The following is a 19,154-nucleotide window of genomic DNA, read 5'->3' as shown; positions in this document are numbered from 1 at the left end:
ATGTGGGACATAGGTGAACAAATACACGATGCATCTAAGAAATTAAAGATTAGTTTTGAGGTCCTAACACAACAAGAAAAGGAAAAAATAGAAGAGGGTGTATTCAAAGAATATATAAATAATGGTCGGACATTCCCTCTATTTGAAAAGTTAAACGATTTTGTAGGCATTGATGTTCCTGAATCCTGGACATGGATTAACGATTTTATTCAAGGTGATTGTTGTGTATTGTTTTTTAACCCGGATGATGAAAAGGATTTTTACAAATTCCTGAATGGGGAGGACTTGGTCTCAGTTATCAATGAGATTTTCAATGTTGAGTTTTACGTAACTAATTATAATGCAGATTATCTTCTTGGATATAATCACTCTCAGTGTTTAGTTGCTTCTGGAAGAGCGGCGGCATGGTTAGAACAATACCCCAGATATAAAACAAGATATGGGAAATAGGTCATGTTGCAGATGCAATAATTTTAGACCTTGTGGGCGACAATCCTCAAGGTCTTTCTTTTATCCCCACCCAGTGCCGAATAGGCGGCTACGCCCAAAAGAACTTAATCCTCATCACCCCCGTAAGATATTCTACTAATATGCCTATACGCACATGCAATGCTTGAATTTTATAACCTAAGTAACGCTTTAACCTTACATCTAACAGGTTCATTATGGTCAGATACCGCCATGATTGACCTGCTTTTTGTTATCTTCGATAACAAGGGATATAAGGTCGAATATGATCCGATAGGTTTCCCTGTGTTTAAGAACTTCATTAAAACCGATGTTAATATCTCAAATGACTCTCTGTTATTAAAAAATGGAGGGCTGAGCAAAACGGTCAGTAGATTGCACCTTCAGGCTGCCACTAGCGTGTTAAAGGAGAGGATGGAGAAAGCGGCGAATAATAAAAAGATTGATTTGGAAACGTACATTAACCAGCAAGGGTTTACAAAAGAACAAGCTAAACAAATAATCAAGGAAAAGGATAAAATCGAAGGTTACAATTGGCACCACCACCAGGAGACAGGTAGAATGCAACTAGTAATCCAAGAAGTTCATGATGCACACCGACATACAGGTGGGAATCAATTATGGGGGAGTGGGAAGTAAATGGGAATGAGTATAAAATGGGAATATGGACAATACATTTCAATGGCACAAGTTAAAACCATTGAAGAAAAAGTAAACGTGAAGTTCCCGAAAAGCTACTTAGATATTGTACTGAATTTCGATAAATCTAGACCGGAAATTCTTAATGCTCAGGGGGAGTGGGTAGACGGAGTTGTAAAAACAGATACGGTTGGTCCGATAAGTTTTGAGTTGTTAAGTTTTAGAGATGTTGGACATCGTGGAGAAATACCGATGCTTTTTGCATATGAAGTGTCCCGCTCTTGGTTTCCAAATCCTGAGGGAATTATCCCATTTGCGATAACTGGTGCAGGAGACCACTTACTATTTGATTATAGAGTTAATCAAGTTGATCCAAGCGTCGGTTTTTTCTACCATGAATCTGATGATGACAATGTAGAGCTGATTGCAAACAATTTTAAATCATTCTTAGGTTTAATTTATCCCGACGATATGTAAGCTAGAGTGCTCAATAAAACGGGTGGCGAGTTACGGTGATATATGGTTGATTAATGAGGCCTTGGGGGAACAATCCTCAGGGTCTTTCTTTTACCCCCACTCAGTGCCGAATGAATCGTGGATCGGCTACACTTAGTTGGACGGAAAAAATAAGGGCTTGTAGAATAGACCTATCATCTTAAGGAGCGGATTAATACAATGCCAAAACAACAACGGCGTATCTTTACTCCAGCATTCAAAAAACAAATGGTGGAACTCTATGAAAACGGGAAGTCGAGAGCAGCGATTGTGGAGGAGTATGACCTCACAGCTTCCGCTTTAGACCGCTGGATCAAGCAAGCTCAGACCACCGGTTCCTTCAAGGAGAAGGATAATCGATCGTCAGAAGAGAATGAGCTGCTCACTTTACGAAAAGAAAACGAGCGCCTGAAAATGGAGGTGGATATTTTAAAGCAAGCCGCGCTGATCATGGGACGAAAGTAGCTATCATCCAAAATAACCTTGATAAATACTCGGTATCAGCAATGTGCGACGTCCTGCAAATCGCAAGAAGTACACGTTTTACTATGAGCTGCTAGGGACGTTTGAAATTGGCCGGTCTCTTAGTAAGAAAGGCTGTCCATACGATAATGCTGTAGCCGAGGCCACCTACAAAATCATGAAAACAGAACTATACAAAGAGTGACAATATCAGATATACGAGGGTTCACAAAGGATATCCCGCTGCAATTACCATCGTTAGACACGTTGGTGGGAGAAATGCTAAATGGAATGATATATTGCGAATAGTCGGACTGCATCCTACGAGTATGCAGGTCGCCAAATAGCAAAGAGAAAAATTCACGTTAAGGAGCATATAATTTGAAAAAGACTTTCTTAATTTTAATTAGGCATTCCTGCTGCTTTGTTGACCTTAATTTTTGTTTTTATAAACATACCGTGGCTTCTAATCTTTATTAATATGCAGCTAGGGCCTGAACCGCCACGACCTGAGATTACATATGGGGAATTTCCTATTACATTAGTTTATGAGCTGAAGGGAGAGAGAAAAGAGATCAAGGACGCGGTGATCTGTGAATTTGATGGTTTTGGTGCTAATGAAGCCACTGGCAAGTTTCGCGAATGGAAAATGAAGTTGGAAAGTGGCCAAGAAGAAATCACATTATTAAGGATTGATGACAGCGAACAAATTTACTCCCCCTCTGGTTTTTGCCATTACTACATGGATGATCTAAGCGAAGGGGTATCGTATGACCCTGCCTCTCTTAAAGCAGCTCTTCTTGTCAAGCGTGGTGGTTCTGTAATGACAAGTCGTATTTCAGAGAAAGAGCTATTTGATAAGTACAACATCAAGTTAATAAGCTCGGACTTTTCGCAACCAATAACAAATAGCTACAAATGAAAATAATGATGACGATCACAGGTTTGGGGAGTATGAAGCATCGGCTTGGTCTTAGAACCGTCGGGCTGATGCTTCGCAAGTCAACCAATGCAGCTTAAGTTTCGGTGAGGAAGTGACGGCGACATAGCAAGAACTATCCGTGATGGTCATACACTTACGAGATGCTTGAACGATTGAATCTCTTGCGAAGGAGTTTACCTGCGTACAAATTGGAGTAAGAAAAGAGCCGATCACAGTTTTGGTAGGCTGTATAGCGGCCAAACCAGACGAATTGCTCTTGCCAAAATGTAAAATACTCAAGTAATCTGCAGCTTTTACAGTGGTAGAAGTTGCTGTATCGGTATATGTTACACTTTAATGAGTTTCTCCTGCTTCTTCTGGTAATCCTTAAATCATCTTGCTTGGAAAGCAATCCAATCTTGTCGTCGCTGCGTTTTCTTCGTCATGAGTATGTCATTCGACAGTCGCGACTTAAGGACTATGTACGATGTGCAGCTATGGACATTAATATATAAAGGAAATAGAACCATATAATACAAATCGGAGGTGCTTAAGTGATAGAAGGACGAAGTAAGACTGTTTTACCTGTCTCATTCGTTTTGGCTGCCTGACCTGCACATTACATACGGTCGTTTTGACAACGATTAATTGATTCAGTATTTGTAACAAGAGCTGCAGGATCGATCTTACGGTGATGGAGGTTATTAATTGAAGCGACGATTGAAAGCTGTTTTAATCTATACAGTAAGTTTAACAAGTGTGTTGGGTTTAGCAGAACCATCTGGGCATATACCAACAGCGCACGCATTATTAAAGGCGGGTGAAGAATTTTCGCTCAGTATTGAGCGTTCTTATAACTATTCGAGTGACCTTGCCGAGCAGCGTCTCCAAGAACTGTTCCCTATTCTGCTGAAGGCAGTGCCTATCATCCTGGTAGAGCCTGAAGAAGAGGGAGCATGGGAGCATGCTTGGTGGGTCATCATCGACGGTGAATACGTTTCGATTAAGACGTCGATCGACGCTCACACAGGTCGTGTGAACTTATTCCAATATCCAGATAACTACCATGCCATTCGAGGCTATGGTAACTCTCCGCCCAAGCTAACGGAGGAAGAAATATCAGCGGTCGCGTTATCAACCATTCACAAGGTAGAGCCAGCAATTCTGCCAGACGAACTGGACGTGCGTGGAGGATTCGGTCCACAGTCGGAACCGCTATTCGGTCCCATTCAATATAGACGGGAATATTACGTATTGCAAAATGGTATACGCTCGCAAAATGAGACAATCTCGATTCAAGTAGATCGTAACGGTGATGTCGTCTCTTACATACGGACTAGTCAAGATACTGATTACCCAAGCCCGGAGACAGGTTTGACAGAACAGGACATGAGGGAAAAGCTGCAGAAGGAAATGACGCTCGAACTCACATTGTACCCCGTCAATGGGCGATGGTGGGACCCGACAGATGAGTGGAAGCTAGCTTATATTCCATTGGGGAAAGAATTAATCAGTCGGAACGCTGCGACCGGAGAAGTGCCAGAAGCTTTAAGCAGCGAGGCGGTTACATATATCCGTATTTCATCTGATGATCGGACCGTTAACCAGAATCATGATGTGACGTTTACTCCTCAGGAGATGCAAGCGATCCATCATATTCAGCGTCTGTATCCGAATGCGGCAGAAGAGTTTCGTTTAATGCGCGGCCCAATCGCAACTTATGAAGACAGTCCCCTAGAATTCCGATTCCAGCGTTACTACGGGGATGCTTCTATTTACGGCAGTGCGATTACGATAAGGATGGATGAACAAGGCAAGCTGGAACATGTTGAAGAGGACGGGCTCCGTGGGGAGCAGATAAAGGGTCCATTGAATTTTGAATCGGTTATGAATCATGAGGAGGCTGTTCGAAGCCTGGTAGATGCCATGGAGTTTAAATTAGAATACATTGAGTCAGGTGAGGCAGAGCAGGAATTATCGCTAGCATATACACCTTGTATTCAAGGCGTTCCAGCAATAGCAGCCGTAGATGCCATCGACGCTGTGACGGGAACGCTAATTGAACGTGCCAGGTCTTCAACAGATGCTCCAACATACAAAGGGAACCACTGGGCAGCGCAAGCGCTGTACGCGATGGCCAAGCATGGCGTAATGTTTGCTTCAAGCGGTATGTGGTCAGAAGAAGGCCAGAGCGAGATAAATCCTAATGATGAAGTCAGTGTGGCAGCATGGCAGCTGTACATCTATCGTGCGTTATATGAAGGCGGTTTTTGGAATGAGGATGGCTATCTGGAAGAAGGGGAGACTTGGGGGCCAAGCTCCAAGAGTTTGGAGGCCGCAGCATATTTTGGGAAGCATGGATGGGTTGTAATGAAGGACGAAGCTTTGTCGATTGCAGATACCGTAGAGGAATTGTTTACCGGGGAAGTGATGACGCGCGAGCAATGGGCAGGAATCCTTGTGTCCATGCTCGATTATGCGAAGCTGCCGCAATCGAATGTGAGCGTTGCCATCGACTCCTTAGAGGACGAGGATCAGATTCGAGATAAGCGGTCGGTGGACATCGTTCTCAAGCTGGGTCTGCTGACAGCGACGAACGGCCGATTCTATCCGGCCAAACCTGTCACGAAGGCACAGGCTGCAACCGTGCTGATGCGGCTGGCGGAGCTTCAGAGGAGTGCAGCGTCAGGGATTTTTAGCAGCAGTGCTGAATTAACAATGACAGTGACAACCCCTGACCTGAACAGAACGGGCTCGCCGAAGGACTACATCACATTCGTACATCAGACTTCAGGGCTGGAGATCAGTATTGGAATAAGCGTAGAAGAGTTGATCGAGCTGTTGGGAGAACCATTGGCGATCGACATGGAAGAATTTGATACCCAATCGTCCTATAAATTTGGTGGAGGATTGACAGTGGTCGTAGAGGATGAGGAGGTGGTTTGGGTTGAGATCTCTGGCAAAAATTCAAAGTATGCGACCAAGCTTGGGGGCATTCGCATCGGAGATAAACTTGCTGATATGGAACAAGCCTTCGGCTTTGGGGCAAGCTCTGGCAGCGGCCCGTTCATCAATCAGAAAAACTTTGCTTTCTATATTGTCGGTGACCGGATTATTCCGTCTCCCATTGCTGACTACTTGCCAGAAACATTGATCGTTCAACCATCCTATTGGATTGATCTCCGGGTGGACGACAACGGCAGGATTGAGAAGATGATATTGTTACGGGCGAGTGAGATGCAGCCGATATCATAATTTATATTGCACGGGTTCCTGAAACAGTCTGTAGAATGGTAACGAAAAGAAGATGGCCCTTGTACTATACAGGAACCATCTTCTAATGAGTTAATATCTACTTTGACGATATGAAATCCTTAGGACCCAGTGGATGTAATAGGGAAGCAATTCATGTTGGGCGAAAGTTATCAGATGAAGCCCAACTACTTTAGATTTTACAACAGATTTCTTCTTGAGAAGAACAGTTGACAAGCTGGCTCCGATACCTATCGGTGTCAGCTTGTTTTTTTTATGACCTACCACAATCTAAAGAATCTTTAAAAACCAGCCACGATGGATCATAAATGATATAAATGGTAATAGCCCTATGGTGCTATATAAATACCAGTTTTTTCTAAGTTAAGGGGGGCCGATTTTCAGAGCTGTGACTATCTTAGTTTAAGTTTATAGGTAAACCAGAGCGTTACTATTAATTAGTTGGATGGGAAGAGAAGTCATGAAAAATTTGTTTCTAATTGTTGGTTTGTTAGCATGTACGATGCTCATATTATCTGTTTCCGGTCCGGTGATCCTGGGGCTGTCTCATTTATACCAATCCATAACCTTTAGCGAGAGCAAGGTTGAAAAGGAAGTTTTGAACTATTTAGAAAAGAAATACGGTAGGGAATTTATCGTACATTCTATTGACTATAAACTTGGTATTGATCGGAGCAGTATAAATGTTTCTCCAACGGATGAACTTACAGATAAATTTAAAGTTGTTTACTTTGGCGATAATTATAGAGATAAGGAAATACGAGATGACTATATGAGTTTAACATGGAAGAAGGAGGCGGATCCCTTAATTAGGTCCATTTTCAATAAGTATTTTTCAACACTCGATGTCCATATGGAATACAATCTGTTGTTAACAGATATCTGGCTGGAAAATACGTACAATGACTTAACACTATCATTCCCTCAAACGTTAAAGATTCGCCCTGACATTTTCTTTACTACGGTGAAGTTGCATATGTTGAATAATACTAATGAAGCTCAAATATCCGATGCTGTTCTCCTTTTTACCAAGGAACTCCAACAGTTATCTATTAACCCTGAAATAAGTATATATATTTACGATGAATATTATTTTGAGAATTACTCAACATTGCAAAGTGAAATTCAAAAAGTAGAAAGTGGCTTTAGCATACTTCACTCTGACAAAATCGTTACAAAGTGTTATTTAAGGGATGACGAATTAAAATCAACCAAAAATATATTGGCTTGTCTAAAAGGAGAATGACTACTGGCTTAAACATGAGAGGTTAGTAAGGTATAAAGGAATTTAATTAGTAAGCAGAATGGCGGCAAATGGACAGCTCTCGGTATTAAAACCCTTCTTGAATAGGATGAGTAGCCATGAAGAAAATGTTTCTTATACTCGGTTTAATGGCGTGTGTGTATGTATTTTTTAACTTTGGCACGGTAGTGTTGGGAATTTCGCACTTGTATCAATCCATTATCTTTAGCGAGAGTAAGGTTGAAAAGGAAGTACTGGACTATTTAAAAATAAGTACGATAGAGAATTTATCGTTCACTCTATTGACTATTCGCTTGGTATAGACCAGAGCAGTATAAGTGCTTCTCCGGTGGATGAACCTACTAAAAAATTTTAATGTTGTTTACATAGGAGATAATCACAGAGAGAAGGAAATACGAGATGATTTTATGAGTTTGACTTGGAAGAAGGAGGCGGATCCTTTAATAACATCCATATATAGTAAACATCTTTCACCACTCGATGTCTATATGAAGTACGATTTGTTGTTAAGAGATATCTGGCTAGAAAATACGTACAATGACTTAACACTTTCATTCCCTCAAACGTTAAAAAGCCGACCAGATATTTTCTCTGCTGTGGTGAGTTTCCACATGTTGGACAATGTAGATAAAGCTCAATTATCTGATGCTGTGCTCCTGTTTATCAAGGAACTCCAACAGTTATCTATTAACCTTGACGTAAACATATATATATATGACTCATCTTATTATGAAAGTTTTTCTGTATTGCAAAGTATTATTGAGAAAGTAGACAATGAATTTAAATTAATTCAATCAGAAAAAATTCTTGTAGAATGTTACCTTAAGACTGATGAAGTGAAATCAAGTGAAAACATATTAGCTTGTCTAAATGGAGAATGACTAATGGCTTTAAACATGAGTGTTTAAATTAGTGAACGGAATATAATGCTCCATAGGTTGAGACACGGGAGGCGGATAAATAAGTTATAATAAGACCATGGAAAAACGGAATCGATATACCTCAGATTTTAAGACAAAGGTTGTGCTGGAGGTCCTTCGGGAGGAGCAGACCGTGAACGAGATCGCTGCCAAGTACGAAGTTAGCCCTGTTATGGTAAGTCGGTGGAAGGCTGAATTCCTCGAGCGAGCCTCCCTGGTCTTCGAGAAGAAGACGAATGATGTAGACAAAGTGAAGAAGGAGTACGAGAGCAAGCAAGAGCATCTAGAGAAGCTGGTTGGCCAACTCACAGTTGAAGTCGACTGGCTCAAAAAAAAATCTGGCCTCAAATGAACCCTTAGAAGCTCGGAAAGCCATGGTGGAACGTGAGAACGCCGCGATTACAATTAAGCGCCAGGCCACCTTGTTGAGCGTGAACCGGACATGCATCTATCGCCCCAGTCAAGAGAAGCGTGAGAGCGAAGAAAACGTACAGATCATGCACCGGATTGATGAAATCACTGTGAAACACCCTTACTTCGGCTACCGGCGTATGACCCGGTTTCATTTCCGTTCGCTCAAGTACGAATGTATCTTCTTGAACGAATTCGAAGACCCTCGCGCATTGCGTAAAGGGATAGCTCGCTATGTCCAATTTTATAATCAGGAATGCCCTCATCAATCGCTTAATGAAGCAAAACCGGATGAATTTTCGCGCACACTTTCGAAAAATTCGTATCCTAAAATACTAAGTTCACGTGAAGGAGGATATAACTTCTCCCTCAGAAAACCGTGTCTTGTCAATGGGGAGCATTACACCGGACCCTGGTGTTGAGTTGATATTGTCTTATCCACTAAATGTGTTTTATATGAAAGTGCCCATAACTGTATGAAAGCTTCACAAAGCGTTCTATTCTGTCCATATTTGAATCTACCGAGAATCCATTTGTCCTGATATGCACGAGATGTCTATAAGAGCAGCGCGGGAGCAGTAAATTTTAAAAGTAGTATAAAAAACTAAGGTAGTAATACAGCCTCGATCGCATGATCGAGGCAATTTTACATCTAATAACTTTAGCCGGTCGGAATAAAGTTCAGCCATGCAAATTAATGCATGCTGCTTTGGAGGGTCTTATCAGAAATTGTGACAGCCACCTTGATAAATTAAGATTTTGTGTCTTCATATTCTCAACAATTATGCCGCCACCCAAATGATGAAATGATGATGATCGTTCAGTGAAGTGCCAGGGCATTGCTTCATATGGTGCAACTAATCCTGCGTCCGACCATGCTTCCGTGCCACGCTGCACCGGGTCATCGTCTGGCTCAACACATCTTTAATTATCAGGTAAAGATCTAAACCATGACGGATTGAGTTATATTAATGTAAGCGCTATATTATGGAGTAGCAAGTAGCAAGTAGCAAGTAGCAAGTAGCAAGTAGCAAGTAGCAAGTAGCATAAGACTATCGTTTCAACGGATGTTGGAGTGCCCGGTGGACAAAAAGGCACGTCTACAAGCTGCCGGATGTATGAGTATATGGTAAACCTGGACCAGCCTTATACGGATTCCTGTTTCCGCCGGCAGACGTTCATGTTTGACCATCTAACCTTAGGAGGAGATTGACGATGAATAACATCCCAAAGCCGAATGAGCCGCTCGTTACGCATATATTCACGGCGGATCCTTCCGCGCATGTTTTCGAGGGCAAAATCTACATATACCCGTCGCATGATCTGGACCACGACGGGCCTGACAACGACAACGGTGATCAGTACGCGATGGAGGATTACCATGTGCTGTCCATGGACAATATGGATTCGCCTGTTGTGGATCACGGGGAAGCGCTGCATCTAAGGGATATTCCATGGGCTTCCCAGCAGCTGTGGGCTCCGGATGCCGTCTTCAAGAACAATACCTACTACTTGTTCTTCCCTGCACGGGACCATGACGGCATCTTCCGGATTGGCGTCGCGACAAGCGCTTCGCCGAGCGGGCCTTTCAAGCCGGAGCCTCATTATATAGAAGGAAGCTACAGCATTGATCCGGCTGTCTTCATGGATGAAGACGGTCAGGCTTATATGTACTTCGGCGGGCTGTGGGGAGGCCAGCTGGAAAAATGGCAGTCAGGCAGCTTCAAGCAGGATGCGGCTGGTCCGGATCCCGGTGCGCCGGCGCTCGGCCCGCGTGCTGCACGGTTAAGTGATGATATGCTCAGCCTTCAGGAAGAGCCGGTGGAGATTTCGATAGTGGATGAGGATGGAAGCCCCATCTTGGCCGGTGATGAGGATCGCCGGTATTTTGAAGGCCCGTGGTTGCACAAATATAAAGGATGGTACTATCTGTCCTACTCGACAGGGACGACGCACAAGCTCGTCTACGCAGTGAGCCGCAATCCCCTTGGGCCCTATACATTCAAAGGGACGATCCTGAAGCCTGTCATCGGCTGGACAACACATCACTCTATTGTAGAATTCAACGGCAAATGGTATCTCTTCTACCATGATTGCTCTCTCTCGGAGGGAGTCAATCATAAGCGCTGCGTGAAATTCACAGAACTGCATTATAACGAGGACGGTACGATCCGAACCATTGATCCTTACCCATCCAAAGAATGAACCGGTTTAAGCGGGTTTATCAACAGCAGATCCAAGGGGAAGGCTGCCGGTCCATGGCGGTCTTCCTTTTGCGTAGTGTGGGAAAGACGTTCCTGACTGCCGCTGATCATACTTTACTTGTTTGTACAGCGTTATTTTGTTGAAAGCATTGAACGAACGGGGCTTGTCGGCCAATCGTGTATTTTTTTATTTGATTGGTGTACTTTTTTATTCGTTAAGACCCTGCAGGTATGGAAGCTTCAGGAACACTGTCCCTAGTCCCAAGAGGCCAAATCGAAGCTGTTCAGCAATGGAAAGCCCTAAAGAGGTAAATGTTGGTTGGGTCATGTAAAGACATGAACATTGTATTCCGGTCTGCATGTACAACAAAATGAGAACAAGCGCCATAAAACGCCGGAAAATTCAGCCAAACCGCGTGTTTAAAGCTGATTTTCAGTACACTGCAGCTCGTAAAATGTTTAACGTTTCGCATATGAAATTACATCGATAAAGCAGAGCAGCCCAATTAAGATGATCTCAAAGCCCATCCGAATTCCTGTTGGCGGTTGAAGCAATGGGAGATGATCCAGGCATCACAAGGGTTAGAGGGGAGGTTTTTGGGGTTTGGTGTGAGCGCTTACACGTATACGACTCAGCATGAAAGGAGGTGATGTTCTTTAGAGAAACTCACGGCTTAAATACAAATGTGATCTAATGCAGCACAGCACCTGGTCAATTGATGAAAAATGGAGGGTGTACGATGAAAAAATGGAAGAAGCTCTTGGCGGTGACTATGGCTTTGACGCTTATAGCCTTATCATACCCGGCTGCGGAAAAGATACAGGCTGCGGAACCCGCAATCACGCCAGCAATAGGTAAAACGCCTGAAAGAGGCAACCCGCTGCTGTCGCATAAATTTGGTGCGGACCCGTCTGCTATGGTCTATGACGGAAGAGTGTACATCTACATGACCAATGACATCTTTGAGTACAATGCTGACGGTACGGTGAAGGACAACACATACGGCAAAATCAATAAAATCACCGTTATATCGTCGGCGGATATGGTCAACTGGACGGATCATGGAGAAATTCCCGCCGCTGGCCCGCAAGGTGCGGCCAAATGGGCCAATAACTCATGGGCGCCAGCAGCTGCACACCAAACAATCGATGGCAAGGAGAAGTTCTTCCTGTATTTCGCTGATAGCGGCAACGGGATTGGCGTACTCACGGCTGACAGCCCGATTGGACCCTTCACCGATCCGATTGGCGGACCGCTTGTCAGCAGGAGCACGCCGGGGGCTGGCGAAGTGACCTGGCTGTTTGACCCCGCGGTGCTGGTTGACGATGACGGAAGCGGATATTTATATTTTGGCGGCGGCATTCCGGCAGGGAAGGATGCTGATCCGGGTACCGCACGGGTAGCGAAGCTTGGGGCAGACATGATCAGCCTTGATCTGGCAGCAAGCGGCGGATCTGCCAAGCCGATCAACCCGCCATGGCTGTTCGAGGACTCGGGCATCAATAAATATAACGGCAAATATTATTACTCCTACTGCACCAATTTCTCGAGCGGGCATCCGTCGGATATTCCGACTGGAACGATTGCTTACATGGTCAGCGACAATCCGATGGGCCCGTTTGAGTATGTCAAAACCATTCTCCCGAATCCCGCTATGTTCTTCGGCGTTGGAGGCAACAATCATCATGCGATATTTGAATTTAAAGGCGAGTGGTATATCACTTATCATGCGCAAACCTTGGCCAAGGCGATGGCAGAGAGCGGACGATACCCGCAGATGGGCGGTCAGGCGCGCGGATACCGTAATGCGCACATCAACAAAATAACCTTCGATGAGAATGGCGTCATTCAGGATACTGCAGGTGATTATGCCGGTGTTCCGCAGGTGGGTAATCTAGAGCCTTACACAAGAGTCGAGGCGGAAACGATTGCCTGGAACGGCGGGATTTCCACGGAAAACATTACTGAGCCGGGTGAGATGGAAGGCAGCATCAATCTCGCTGTTACCAGCATTCATGATGGCGATTGGACAGCGGTATCCAATGTGGATTTTGGCACGAAGGGTGCCGGAACCTTCTCAGCTCATGTAGCAAGCGGTACGAATGGCGGTAAGATTGAACTGCATCTGGACAGTCCGGACGGTAAGCTCATCGGTACACTGCCGATCTCGAACACGGGCGGAGACGACAGCTGGCAGAACAAAACGATAAATGTGTCCGGCGCGACTGGCGTCCATGATTTGTATATGGTCTATAGGGGAGCACCGGGTTCCAATCTTTTCAAGATCGATTATTGGCAGTTCGGGCAGAAGAGCACGGCCCGTGAGCTTGCTGCGATTAACGCAACGATTGACAAACATAAGATTGATGTAACAACCGGTCAGAACCAAGCCGCTCTGAAGGTCACGGCCGTATATGCGGATGGAACATGCAAGGACGTCACCTCCAAGGCCGTTATCAGGCCGGCACAAGACGGCATCGTAAGCATCAAGGGCGGCAAAGTAACCGGTATCGGCTATGGATCAACGAGCATTAATGTTAGTTACGAAGGAAAAACAGACATCCTTCATATGCTCGTCAAGGACTTGAACAGCGAGCTTAAGGTGAAACAGATAACCGTCGATAACCCGGCGTTTACGCTGGAGGCGGGCAGAACGGCGTCCTTTAAAGTAACCGCGGAGTATGCTGACGGACGTACGGAGGATGTAACGAATACAGCTACCTACAGCAATACAAGTCCGAATGTTGCGGATGTGGCCAATGGGAAGATTACTGCCAAATCAAACGGTACGGCGCAGGTGACAGTCAGCTTTAAGGGCGCACTGGGCGACGCGGCTACCGCACAAATCACCGTAACGGTCAAATCCCCTTTCACTGTCGCCATCGAGGCCGAGACAGCGGCGGAAAACTCGGATACGGCTTATGTCGAGGGAACAATAGAAGGCCACACCTGGTCGCTCGCGGACGGACAATCAACGAAAGCCATGCTGTTTGGTCCGGATACAGGCTTCACGATGTCCGGTACAGATTCAGCCTCGCTTGCAGCCGGCTCCAAAATGAGCTACAAAATCAACGTGCCAGCGGCAGGGAACTACTATGTTTGGCTGCTTGCCAGCAGCGTTGATTACTCTGGCGACTCCGTCCATGTCGGCGTGGATAACCAATATCGCTTCACGTCCAACGGCATTCATGGCGTAAGCGGAGGCGAGTTCAAATGGGCGAATCTCAGCGGGAACAGCGGCGGCTTGTTCGGCGGTGGAATTCTGGCGCTCTCCGCAGGTGAGCATGAGCTGAATTTCTGGGGCAGAGAAGACGGATTATCCATCGACCGAATATATCTTACGACGAGCACCTCGACCGCAGATCCGGTCTGGCCGCCCGATCAGCCACAGGTGCCCACGGCTTCAATTTCGGCAGCAGACACCGTGAAACCGGGCGAAAGCTTTGTGGTATCAGTTAGTCTGGATTCCTTGATACAAACTGTATACGCCGAGGATATCATCCTGTCTTATGATGCCGATGTATTCGATTATGTAAGCTCGGCAGGGGCTGACGACAACATCCAGATCGTGGGCGAAAACACAGCAGAAGCCGGGAAAGTCAGACTCGTTGCCGCGAACGTGGGCGGTGTGACCGGCGCCAGTACACCGGTGCTGCGTGTGACCTTCCAGGCTAAAGCCGGAGTCCATGATACAACGGGGACGATCGCAGTTGCCCGGGCTGAGCTGGGCGTAAACGATGCGGGAGAGGAGATCGAGGCCGGGCTTACCAGTACGAGCATTTCGGTAGGCAGCGCAGAAGCGGATGTCGATAAAACAGCACTGGCAGCAGCCATTACGACGGCGCAAGGTCTCTATGATGCTGCAGAGGCAGGAACGCAGCCAGGCCAATACCCGCAATCCGCAATAGATGCGCTTCTGGCAGCGGTTAACGCAGCGAAGACCGTTCTGGAGAACGAACGTGCAGCGCAGTCTGAAGTAAATGACGCCGCAGCAGCATTGAATGATGCAGTGGAGGCTTTTAGGGCAGCGGTTGTGAAGGAAGCGTCTGCGGACCTGAACCAGGACGGGCGCTATTCCGTAGGCGATCTTGCAATGATTGCGAACCATTACGGCAAAGATTCGGGCAGTCCGGATTGGTCGGCTGCGAAGAAGTCTGATATGAATCATGACGGCAAGATCGATATTGTCGATCTGACGTTTGCGGCAGCTAAGATATTGAAATCGTAGCGAACACTTTGCGACGTACACAGCACGCTATGAATTAATACTATTGTTTCTACGGAGGGACGAATGTAATGAGGAAAACATTCAAGCGATCGATATCGCAGCTGCTCGCCACGGCTCTGCTTATCCCGGCGGTTTGGCTTGCGTCGGCTGCGGGTGCAGCGGCTTTAACCAATGATAAGCTAGCCGCAAAGACGGTCTCCGCTGATCAAATCAGCTCTCAATCTGAAGCTCGTGCCAGCGCCATACAGAAGGATCTCACGCCGATCAAGGAGGTTTACCGCAATGAATTCCTGATCGGGAATGTCGCGTCGCCAAGCGATCTTGGCGGGGAGAATTTCGAGTTTATCAAGCAGCATTATAATGTTATTACGGCTGAGAATGCCATGAAGCCGGATGCGACACAGCCGACAAAAGGGAATTTTACCTGGTCGGATAATCTCGTCGATGCGGCGCTGGCAGAAGGTCTGAGTGTCCACGGCCATGTGCTGGTCTGGCATCAGCAGACACCAGCCTGGATGAACACGGCGAACGGTTCCCCGCTTGGACGCGAGGAAGCGCTTGCTAATATGAGGACGCATATTAAGACCGTCATGGAGCATTACGGCGATAGAATCATCTCCTGGGATGTCGTGAACGAAGCGATGAACGATAATCCGTCGAATCCGAGCGACTGGAAAGCGGCTCTGCGCAAATCCGCCTGGTATAACGCAATCGGCGAGGACTACCTCGAGCAGGCATTCCTGGCGGCGCGGGAGGTGCTGGATGCACACCCGGAATGGGACATCAAGCTGTATTACAACGATTATAATGATGACAACCAGAACAAGGCGCAAGCGATCTACAGCATGGTGAAGGAGCTTAATGAGAAGTATGCGCAGAAGCATCCGGGCAAGCTGCTTGTCGATGGGATCGGCATGCAGGCGCATTACAGCGTCAACACCAATCCGAACAATGTAAAGCTGTCGCTGGAGAAATTCATTTCTCTTGGCGTTGAGGTGAGCGTTACCGAGCTGGACATCCAAGCAGGCAGCGACGGTACTTTAACGGAAGAGCAGGCCATTGACCAAGGGTATTTGTACGCGCAGCTGTTCCAGCTCTACCAAGAGCATGCGGAGCATATCGCACGCGTGACCTTCTGGGGATTGAGCGATGCAACGAGCTGGAGATCGGAGAACAACCCGCTGCTGTTCGATAAGAACCTGCAAGCCAAGCCGGCTTATTACGGTGTGATTGATCCCGAGCAGTTCATCCGGGAGCACCCGCCGACATCGGAAAGCGCCAATCAAGGAACAGCGGTATACGCCACGCCTGTTGTAGACGGTTCTGTGGATGAGGCGTGGAGCAGGGCGAAGGCGATGCCTGTGAACCGGTATCAAACGGCTTGGCAGGGGGCGGCAGGCACAGCCAAAGCTTTATGGGACGATCAGAATCTGTATGTTCTGGTCCAGGTGACCGATGCGCAGCTCGACAAGACGAGCGTTAATGCATGGGAACAGGACTCCGTGGAGATCTTCGTGGATCAGAACAATGGGAAGACCTCGTTCTATCAGGACGATGACGGGCAGTACCGGGTTAACTTCGATAACGAGACTTCCTTCAATCCGGAGAGTCTTGCGGAGGGCTTCGTCTCGGCTGTTCAGAAGACCGGAACGAATTATACGGTAGAGGCGCAAATCCCGCTCGACTCCATTTCGCCCGCTGAAGGAGATAAGCTAGGATTTGACGTACAGATTAATGATGCCAAAGACGGCATTCGTCAAAGCGCTGCGGCATGGAACGATTCGGCCGGCACCGGTTATATGGACACTTCCGTATTTGGTGTGCTGAGCTTGACCGGAAAAGCGGATGATTCTGATGCTCCTGCCGCCGCACTGACTGGTCATAAGCAAGCATACACAGGAAGCACATTTGAACTGAGGTATGGCTTAACGAATGTGACGGCTGAGAGCAGTTTTCTGGGACAGGATTTGACATTTACTTATGATCCCGAGAAGCTTCAATTCGAATCTGCTGAGTCCCTTAGTAATACCCTTGATGTGATCGGCGTGGATACGAACACCGCAGGTAAAGTTCGTATCCTGCTGGCCAGCAAAGGGTCCAGCAATGCCGTTACAGCTGATGGTGAATGGATGAAGCTGCAATGGAAGGCGCTTCAAGCAGATGCAGGAACCAGCATCAAGCTTGCGGTTGCCGTCCTGGCTGACGGCGACGGCAAAGAAGTGTCGCTGGCTCCTGCCGAGCACAAACTCCGGATTATGGACCAGCCTACAGGGGATTTGAACAACGATGGACGATACTCCGTCGGCGACCTTGGCATGGCAGCTTCGGCATACGGCAAATCTGCAGCGGATGCTGACTGGAGCGAATACAGCCATATGGACCTGAACCATGATGGCGTCATCGATATTGTTGATCTTACTGCGATTGCCAAGTTCATTCTGCAATAATGTGAAGAAGAAAACTGCGGTTCACTGTTGTGATGTGGACCGCAGTTTCCCAAAATGGAGGATACAAATGACCTTACGCCGTTCTGAAGGCCGCAGGATAATGATGATTGGTATCACCGTTCTTATGCTTCTTGCCATGGCGCCCGTAACCGCGGCGGCAGCCCTGCCGTCATTTTCCCTGACAGTGAGTGACCAGACAGTTTCCGAAGGGCAGCAGGTAAGCGTCAAGGTAACCGGCTCCAATCTGTCTGATGTGTACGGCTATGAATTGAAGCTGAGCTTTGACGATACGCTTCTAAGCTATACCAAAACGATAAGCGCATTATCCGGATTCTCGGTTCCGCCCAAGGATGCTGAAGGGGGCAAGCTCATATTCGCCCATACGAAGATCGGCAGTACCGCCGGTCTAAGCGGCACGGTTGACCTGGCGACCATAACGTTCACCGTCCTGGGCAGGACGGCCGGAGAAGCGATTGTTACGCTGGACAGCGTAAAGCTGGTCGACAGCAGCCTGAATGCAACCGATACAGCGGCCAAGGTGTCTGCAAGCATAGACATTGCGGCGGCCAGTGAAATGAAGCCGGCTGCCTTCACGGACTTAGACGGACACTGGGCCCAACAGGCAATTGAACGAGCCGCAGCGCTGGGCATTATGAAAGGCTATCCGGATGGAACGTTCCGGCCTAAGGGGGAAGTGACTCGCGCAGAATTTGCGGCGATGATTACCCGCGCGTTCACCTTGAAATCCGCAGCCGGTGTAACAAGCGAGTTTACCGATGCAGCGAAGTTGCCTGGCTGGGCAAAGGAGCATATCGCCGAAGCGGCGGCCGCAGGGATTGTAACCGGCTATGCCGACGGCTCCTTCCGCCCGAATGCGCTTATTACGCGAACCGAGATGACGGCTGTACTCGCACGTGTACTTGAGCTTCAGCCGGACGGAAATGCGAAGCTGAGCTTTGGGGATAAGGACAGTATTCCTGCATGGGCGCGTCCTGCAGTTGCGTCCGCAGTCAAGGCAGGCATTGTGAAAGGCAGCAGCGGTAACCGCTTCTCGCCGGCCAGCAGTGCCAGCCGCGCAGAGGCTGGAGCTGTCATCATCGCCGGCCTCGATTATTTAGCTGCACGGCAGTAACGCGTTGTAAAGCAGTTCAATATAAATTATGACTCGATCAGTTGTGATCGGGTCATTTTTTTGCACTTAACCTTAAGAGTCAAGCGTGAGGAGTTGTTTTTCAAGTTGAGGGAAATTGCTGTGTTTGCTGAAGAAGCTGCACAGAAAATATTGATCGTATAAGCATGGTCTTTAAGAGGGTATTTGCAGTAATTATGATAATTTATGTTCTTCAAGTTTTTTGGCTATGCACGATTTGGAATAGGCGTTCTTATTGGACAAAGATCGTACTATTTTCCAATAAAATTG

Annotated in this window: 13 protein-coding genes and 2 pseudogenes; all 15 read left to right on the top strand. The window is 46.9% G+C overall.

Annotation, left to right across the window (positions count from 1 at the left end; translation table 11 throughout):
• Complete coding sequence (locus DNH61_RS03830; RefSeq protein WP_111145356.1) at positions 1-450, top strand: hypothetical protein; 450 nt, start codon at positions 1-3, stop codon at positions 448-450.
• Positions 451-681: 231 nt separating this feature from the next.
• Positions 682-1,107 (top strand): HNH endonuclease, encoded by a 426-nt coding sequence (locus DNH61_RS03825; protein ID WP_181438572.1) that lies wholly within the window; start codon positions 682-684, stop codon positions 1,105-1,107.
• Positions 1,108-1,584, top strand: coding sequence for an SMI1/KNR4 family protein (locus tag DNH61_RS03820; protein WP_111145354.1), 477 nt, complete (start codon positions 1,108-1,110; stop codon positions 1,582-1,584).
• Between the two features lie 198 nt (positions 1,585-1,782).
• Positions 1,783-2,147 (top strand): annotated as a pseudogene (locus tag DNH61_RS03815) (transposase); the annotation flags it as partial.
• A gap of 341 nt (positions 2,148-2,488) precedes the next feature.
• A complete protein-coding gene (locus DNH61_RS03810; protein ID WP_245947906.1) occupies positions 2,489-2,986 on the top strand; it encodes a hypothetical protein in 498 nt (165 codons plus the stop codon).
• Between the two features lie 708 nt (positions 2,987-3,694).
• Positions 3,695-6,241 carry an S-layer homology domain-containing protein gene (locus tag DNH61_RS03805; protein ID WP_111145352.1) on the top strand — a complete coding sequence of 849 codons (2,547 nt, stop codon included), beginning with the start codon at positions 3,695-3,697 and terminating at the stop codon, positions 6,239-6,241.
• Between the two features lie 478 nt (positions 6,242-6,719).
• Complete coding sequence (locus DNH61_RS03800) at positions 6,720-7,505, top strand: hypothetical protein (RefSeq protein ID WP_111145351.1); 786 nt, start codon at positions 6,720-6,722, stop codon at positions 7,503-7,505.
• A 350-nt stretch (positions 7,506-7,855) separates the two neighbouring features.
• Positions 7,856-8,404, top strand: coding sequence for a hypothetical protein (locus DNH61_RS03790; RefSeq protein ID WP_146240941.1), 549 nt, complete (start codon positions 7,856-7,858; stop codon positions 8,402-8,404).
• A gap of 97 nt (positions 8,405-8,501) precedes the next feature.
• On the top strand, positions 8,502-8,795 hold the full coding sequence (locus tag DNH61_RS27105) for a transposase (protein WP_342771373.1): 294 nt from the start codon (positions 8,502-8,504) through the stop codon (positions 8,793-8,795).
• A 22-nt stretch (positions 8,796-8,817) separates the two neighbouring features.
• Positions 8,818-9,276 carry an integrase core domain-containing protein gene (locus DNH61_RS27100; protein ID WP_342771372.1) on the top strand — a complete coding sequence of 153 codons (459 nt, stop codon included), beginning with the start codon at positions 8,818-8,820 and terminating at the stop codon, positions 9,274-9,276.
• Between the two features lie 793 nt (positions 9,277-10,069).
• Complete coding sequence (locus tag DNH61_RS03780; RefSeq protein ID WP_111145348.1) at positions 10,070-11,059, top strand: glycoside hydrolase family 43 protein; 990 nt, start codon at positions 10,070-10,072, stop codon at positions 11,057-11,059.
• A gap of 739 nt (positions 11,060-11,798) precedes the next feature.
• A pseudogene (locus DNH61_RS27185) lies at positions 11,799-13,370 on the top strand (glycoside hydrolase family 43 protein); the annotation flags it as partial.
• Positions 13,371-13,628: 258 nt separating this feature from the next.
• Entirely contained in the window at positions 13,629-15,287 is a 1,659-nt protein-coding gene (locus tag DNH61_RS27180) for a dockerin type I domain-containing protein (protein WP_425452205.1), read from the top strand.
• A 68-nt stretch (positions 15,288-15,355) separates the two neighbouring features.
• Complete coding sequence (locus tag DNH61_RS03770; RefSeq protein WP_111145346.1) at positions 15,356-17,734, top strand: endo-1,4-beta-xylanase; 2,379 nt, start codon at positions 15,356-15,358, stop codon at positions 17,732-17,734.
• Positions 17,735-17,801: 67 nt separating this feature from the next.
• Positions 17,802-18,866 (top strand): S-layer homology domain-containing protein, encoded by a 1,065-nt coding sequence (locus DNH61_RS03765; protein ID WP_245947904.1) that lies wholly within the window; start codon positions 17,802-17,804, stop codon positions 18,864-18,866.
• Positions 18,867-19,154 lie beyond the last annotated feature (288 nt).

It is taken from the genome of Paenibacillus sambharensis, assembly GCF_003233845.1.
Taxonomy (GTDB): domain Bacteria; phylum Bacillota; class Bacilli; order Paenibacillales; family Paenibacillaceae; genus Paenibacillus_I; species Paenibacillus_I sambharensis.
The sequence above is the reverse complement of the archived record's forward strand: the minus strand, read 5'-3'. Positions and strand labels throughout refer to the sequence as shown.

Bases quoted from the DNA above. Each gene is read 5' to 3' on its own strand.
- DNH61_RS03830 (WP_111145356.1), top strand. From the start codon at position 1: ATGTGGGACATAGGTGAACAAATACACGATGCATCTAAGAAATTAAAG.
- DNH61_RS27100 (WP_342771372.1), top strand. From the start codon at position 8,818: ATGGTGGAACGTGAGAACGCCGCGATTACAATTAAGCGCCAGGCCACC.
- DNH61_RS03765 (WP_245947904.1), top strand. From the start codon at position 17,802: ATGACCTTACGCCGTTCTGAAGGCCGCAGGATAATGATGATTGGTATC.
- DNH61_RS03770 (WP_111145346.1), top strand. From the start codon at position 15,356: ATGAGGAAAACATTCAAGCGATCGATATCGCAGCTGCTCGCCACGGCT.
- DNH61_RS27105 (WP_342771373.1), top strand. From the start codon at position 8,502: ATGGAAAAACGGAATCGATATACCTCAGATTTTAAGACAAAGGTTGTG.
- DNH61_RS03825 (WP_181438572.1), top strand. From the start codon at position 682: ATGATTGACCTGCTTTTTGTTATCTTCGATAACAAGGGATATAAGGTC.
- DNH61_RS03780 (WP_111145348.1), top strand. From the start codon at position 10,070: ATGAATAACATCCCAAAGCCGAATGAGCCGCTCGTTACGCATATATTC.
- DNH61_RS27180 (WP_425452205.1), top strand. From the start codon at position 13,629: ATGCTCGTCAAGGACTTGAACAGCGAGCTTAAGGTGAAACAGATAACC.
- DNH61_RS03800 (WP_111145351.1), top strand. From the start codon at position 6,720: ATGAAAAATTTGTTTCTAATTGTTGGTTTGTTAGCATGTACGATGCTC.
- DNH61_RS03820 (WP_111145354.1), top strand. From the start codon at position 1,108: ATGGGAATGAGTATAAAATGGGAATATGGACAATACATTTCAATGGCA.
- DNH61_RS03790 (WP_146240941.1), top strand. From the start codon at position 7,856: ATGAACCTACTAAAAAATTTTAATGTTGTTTACATAGGAGATAATCAC.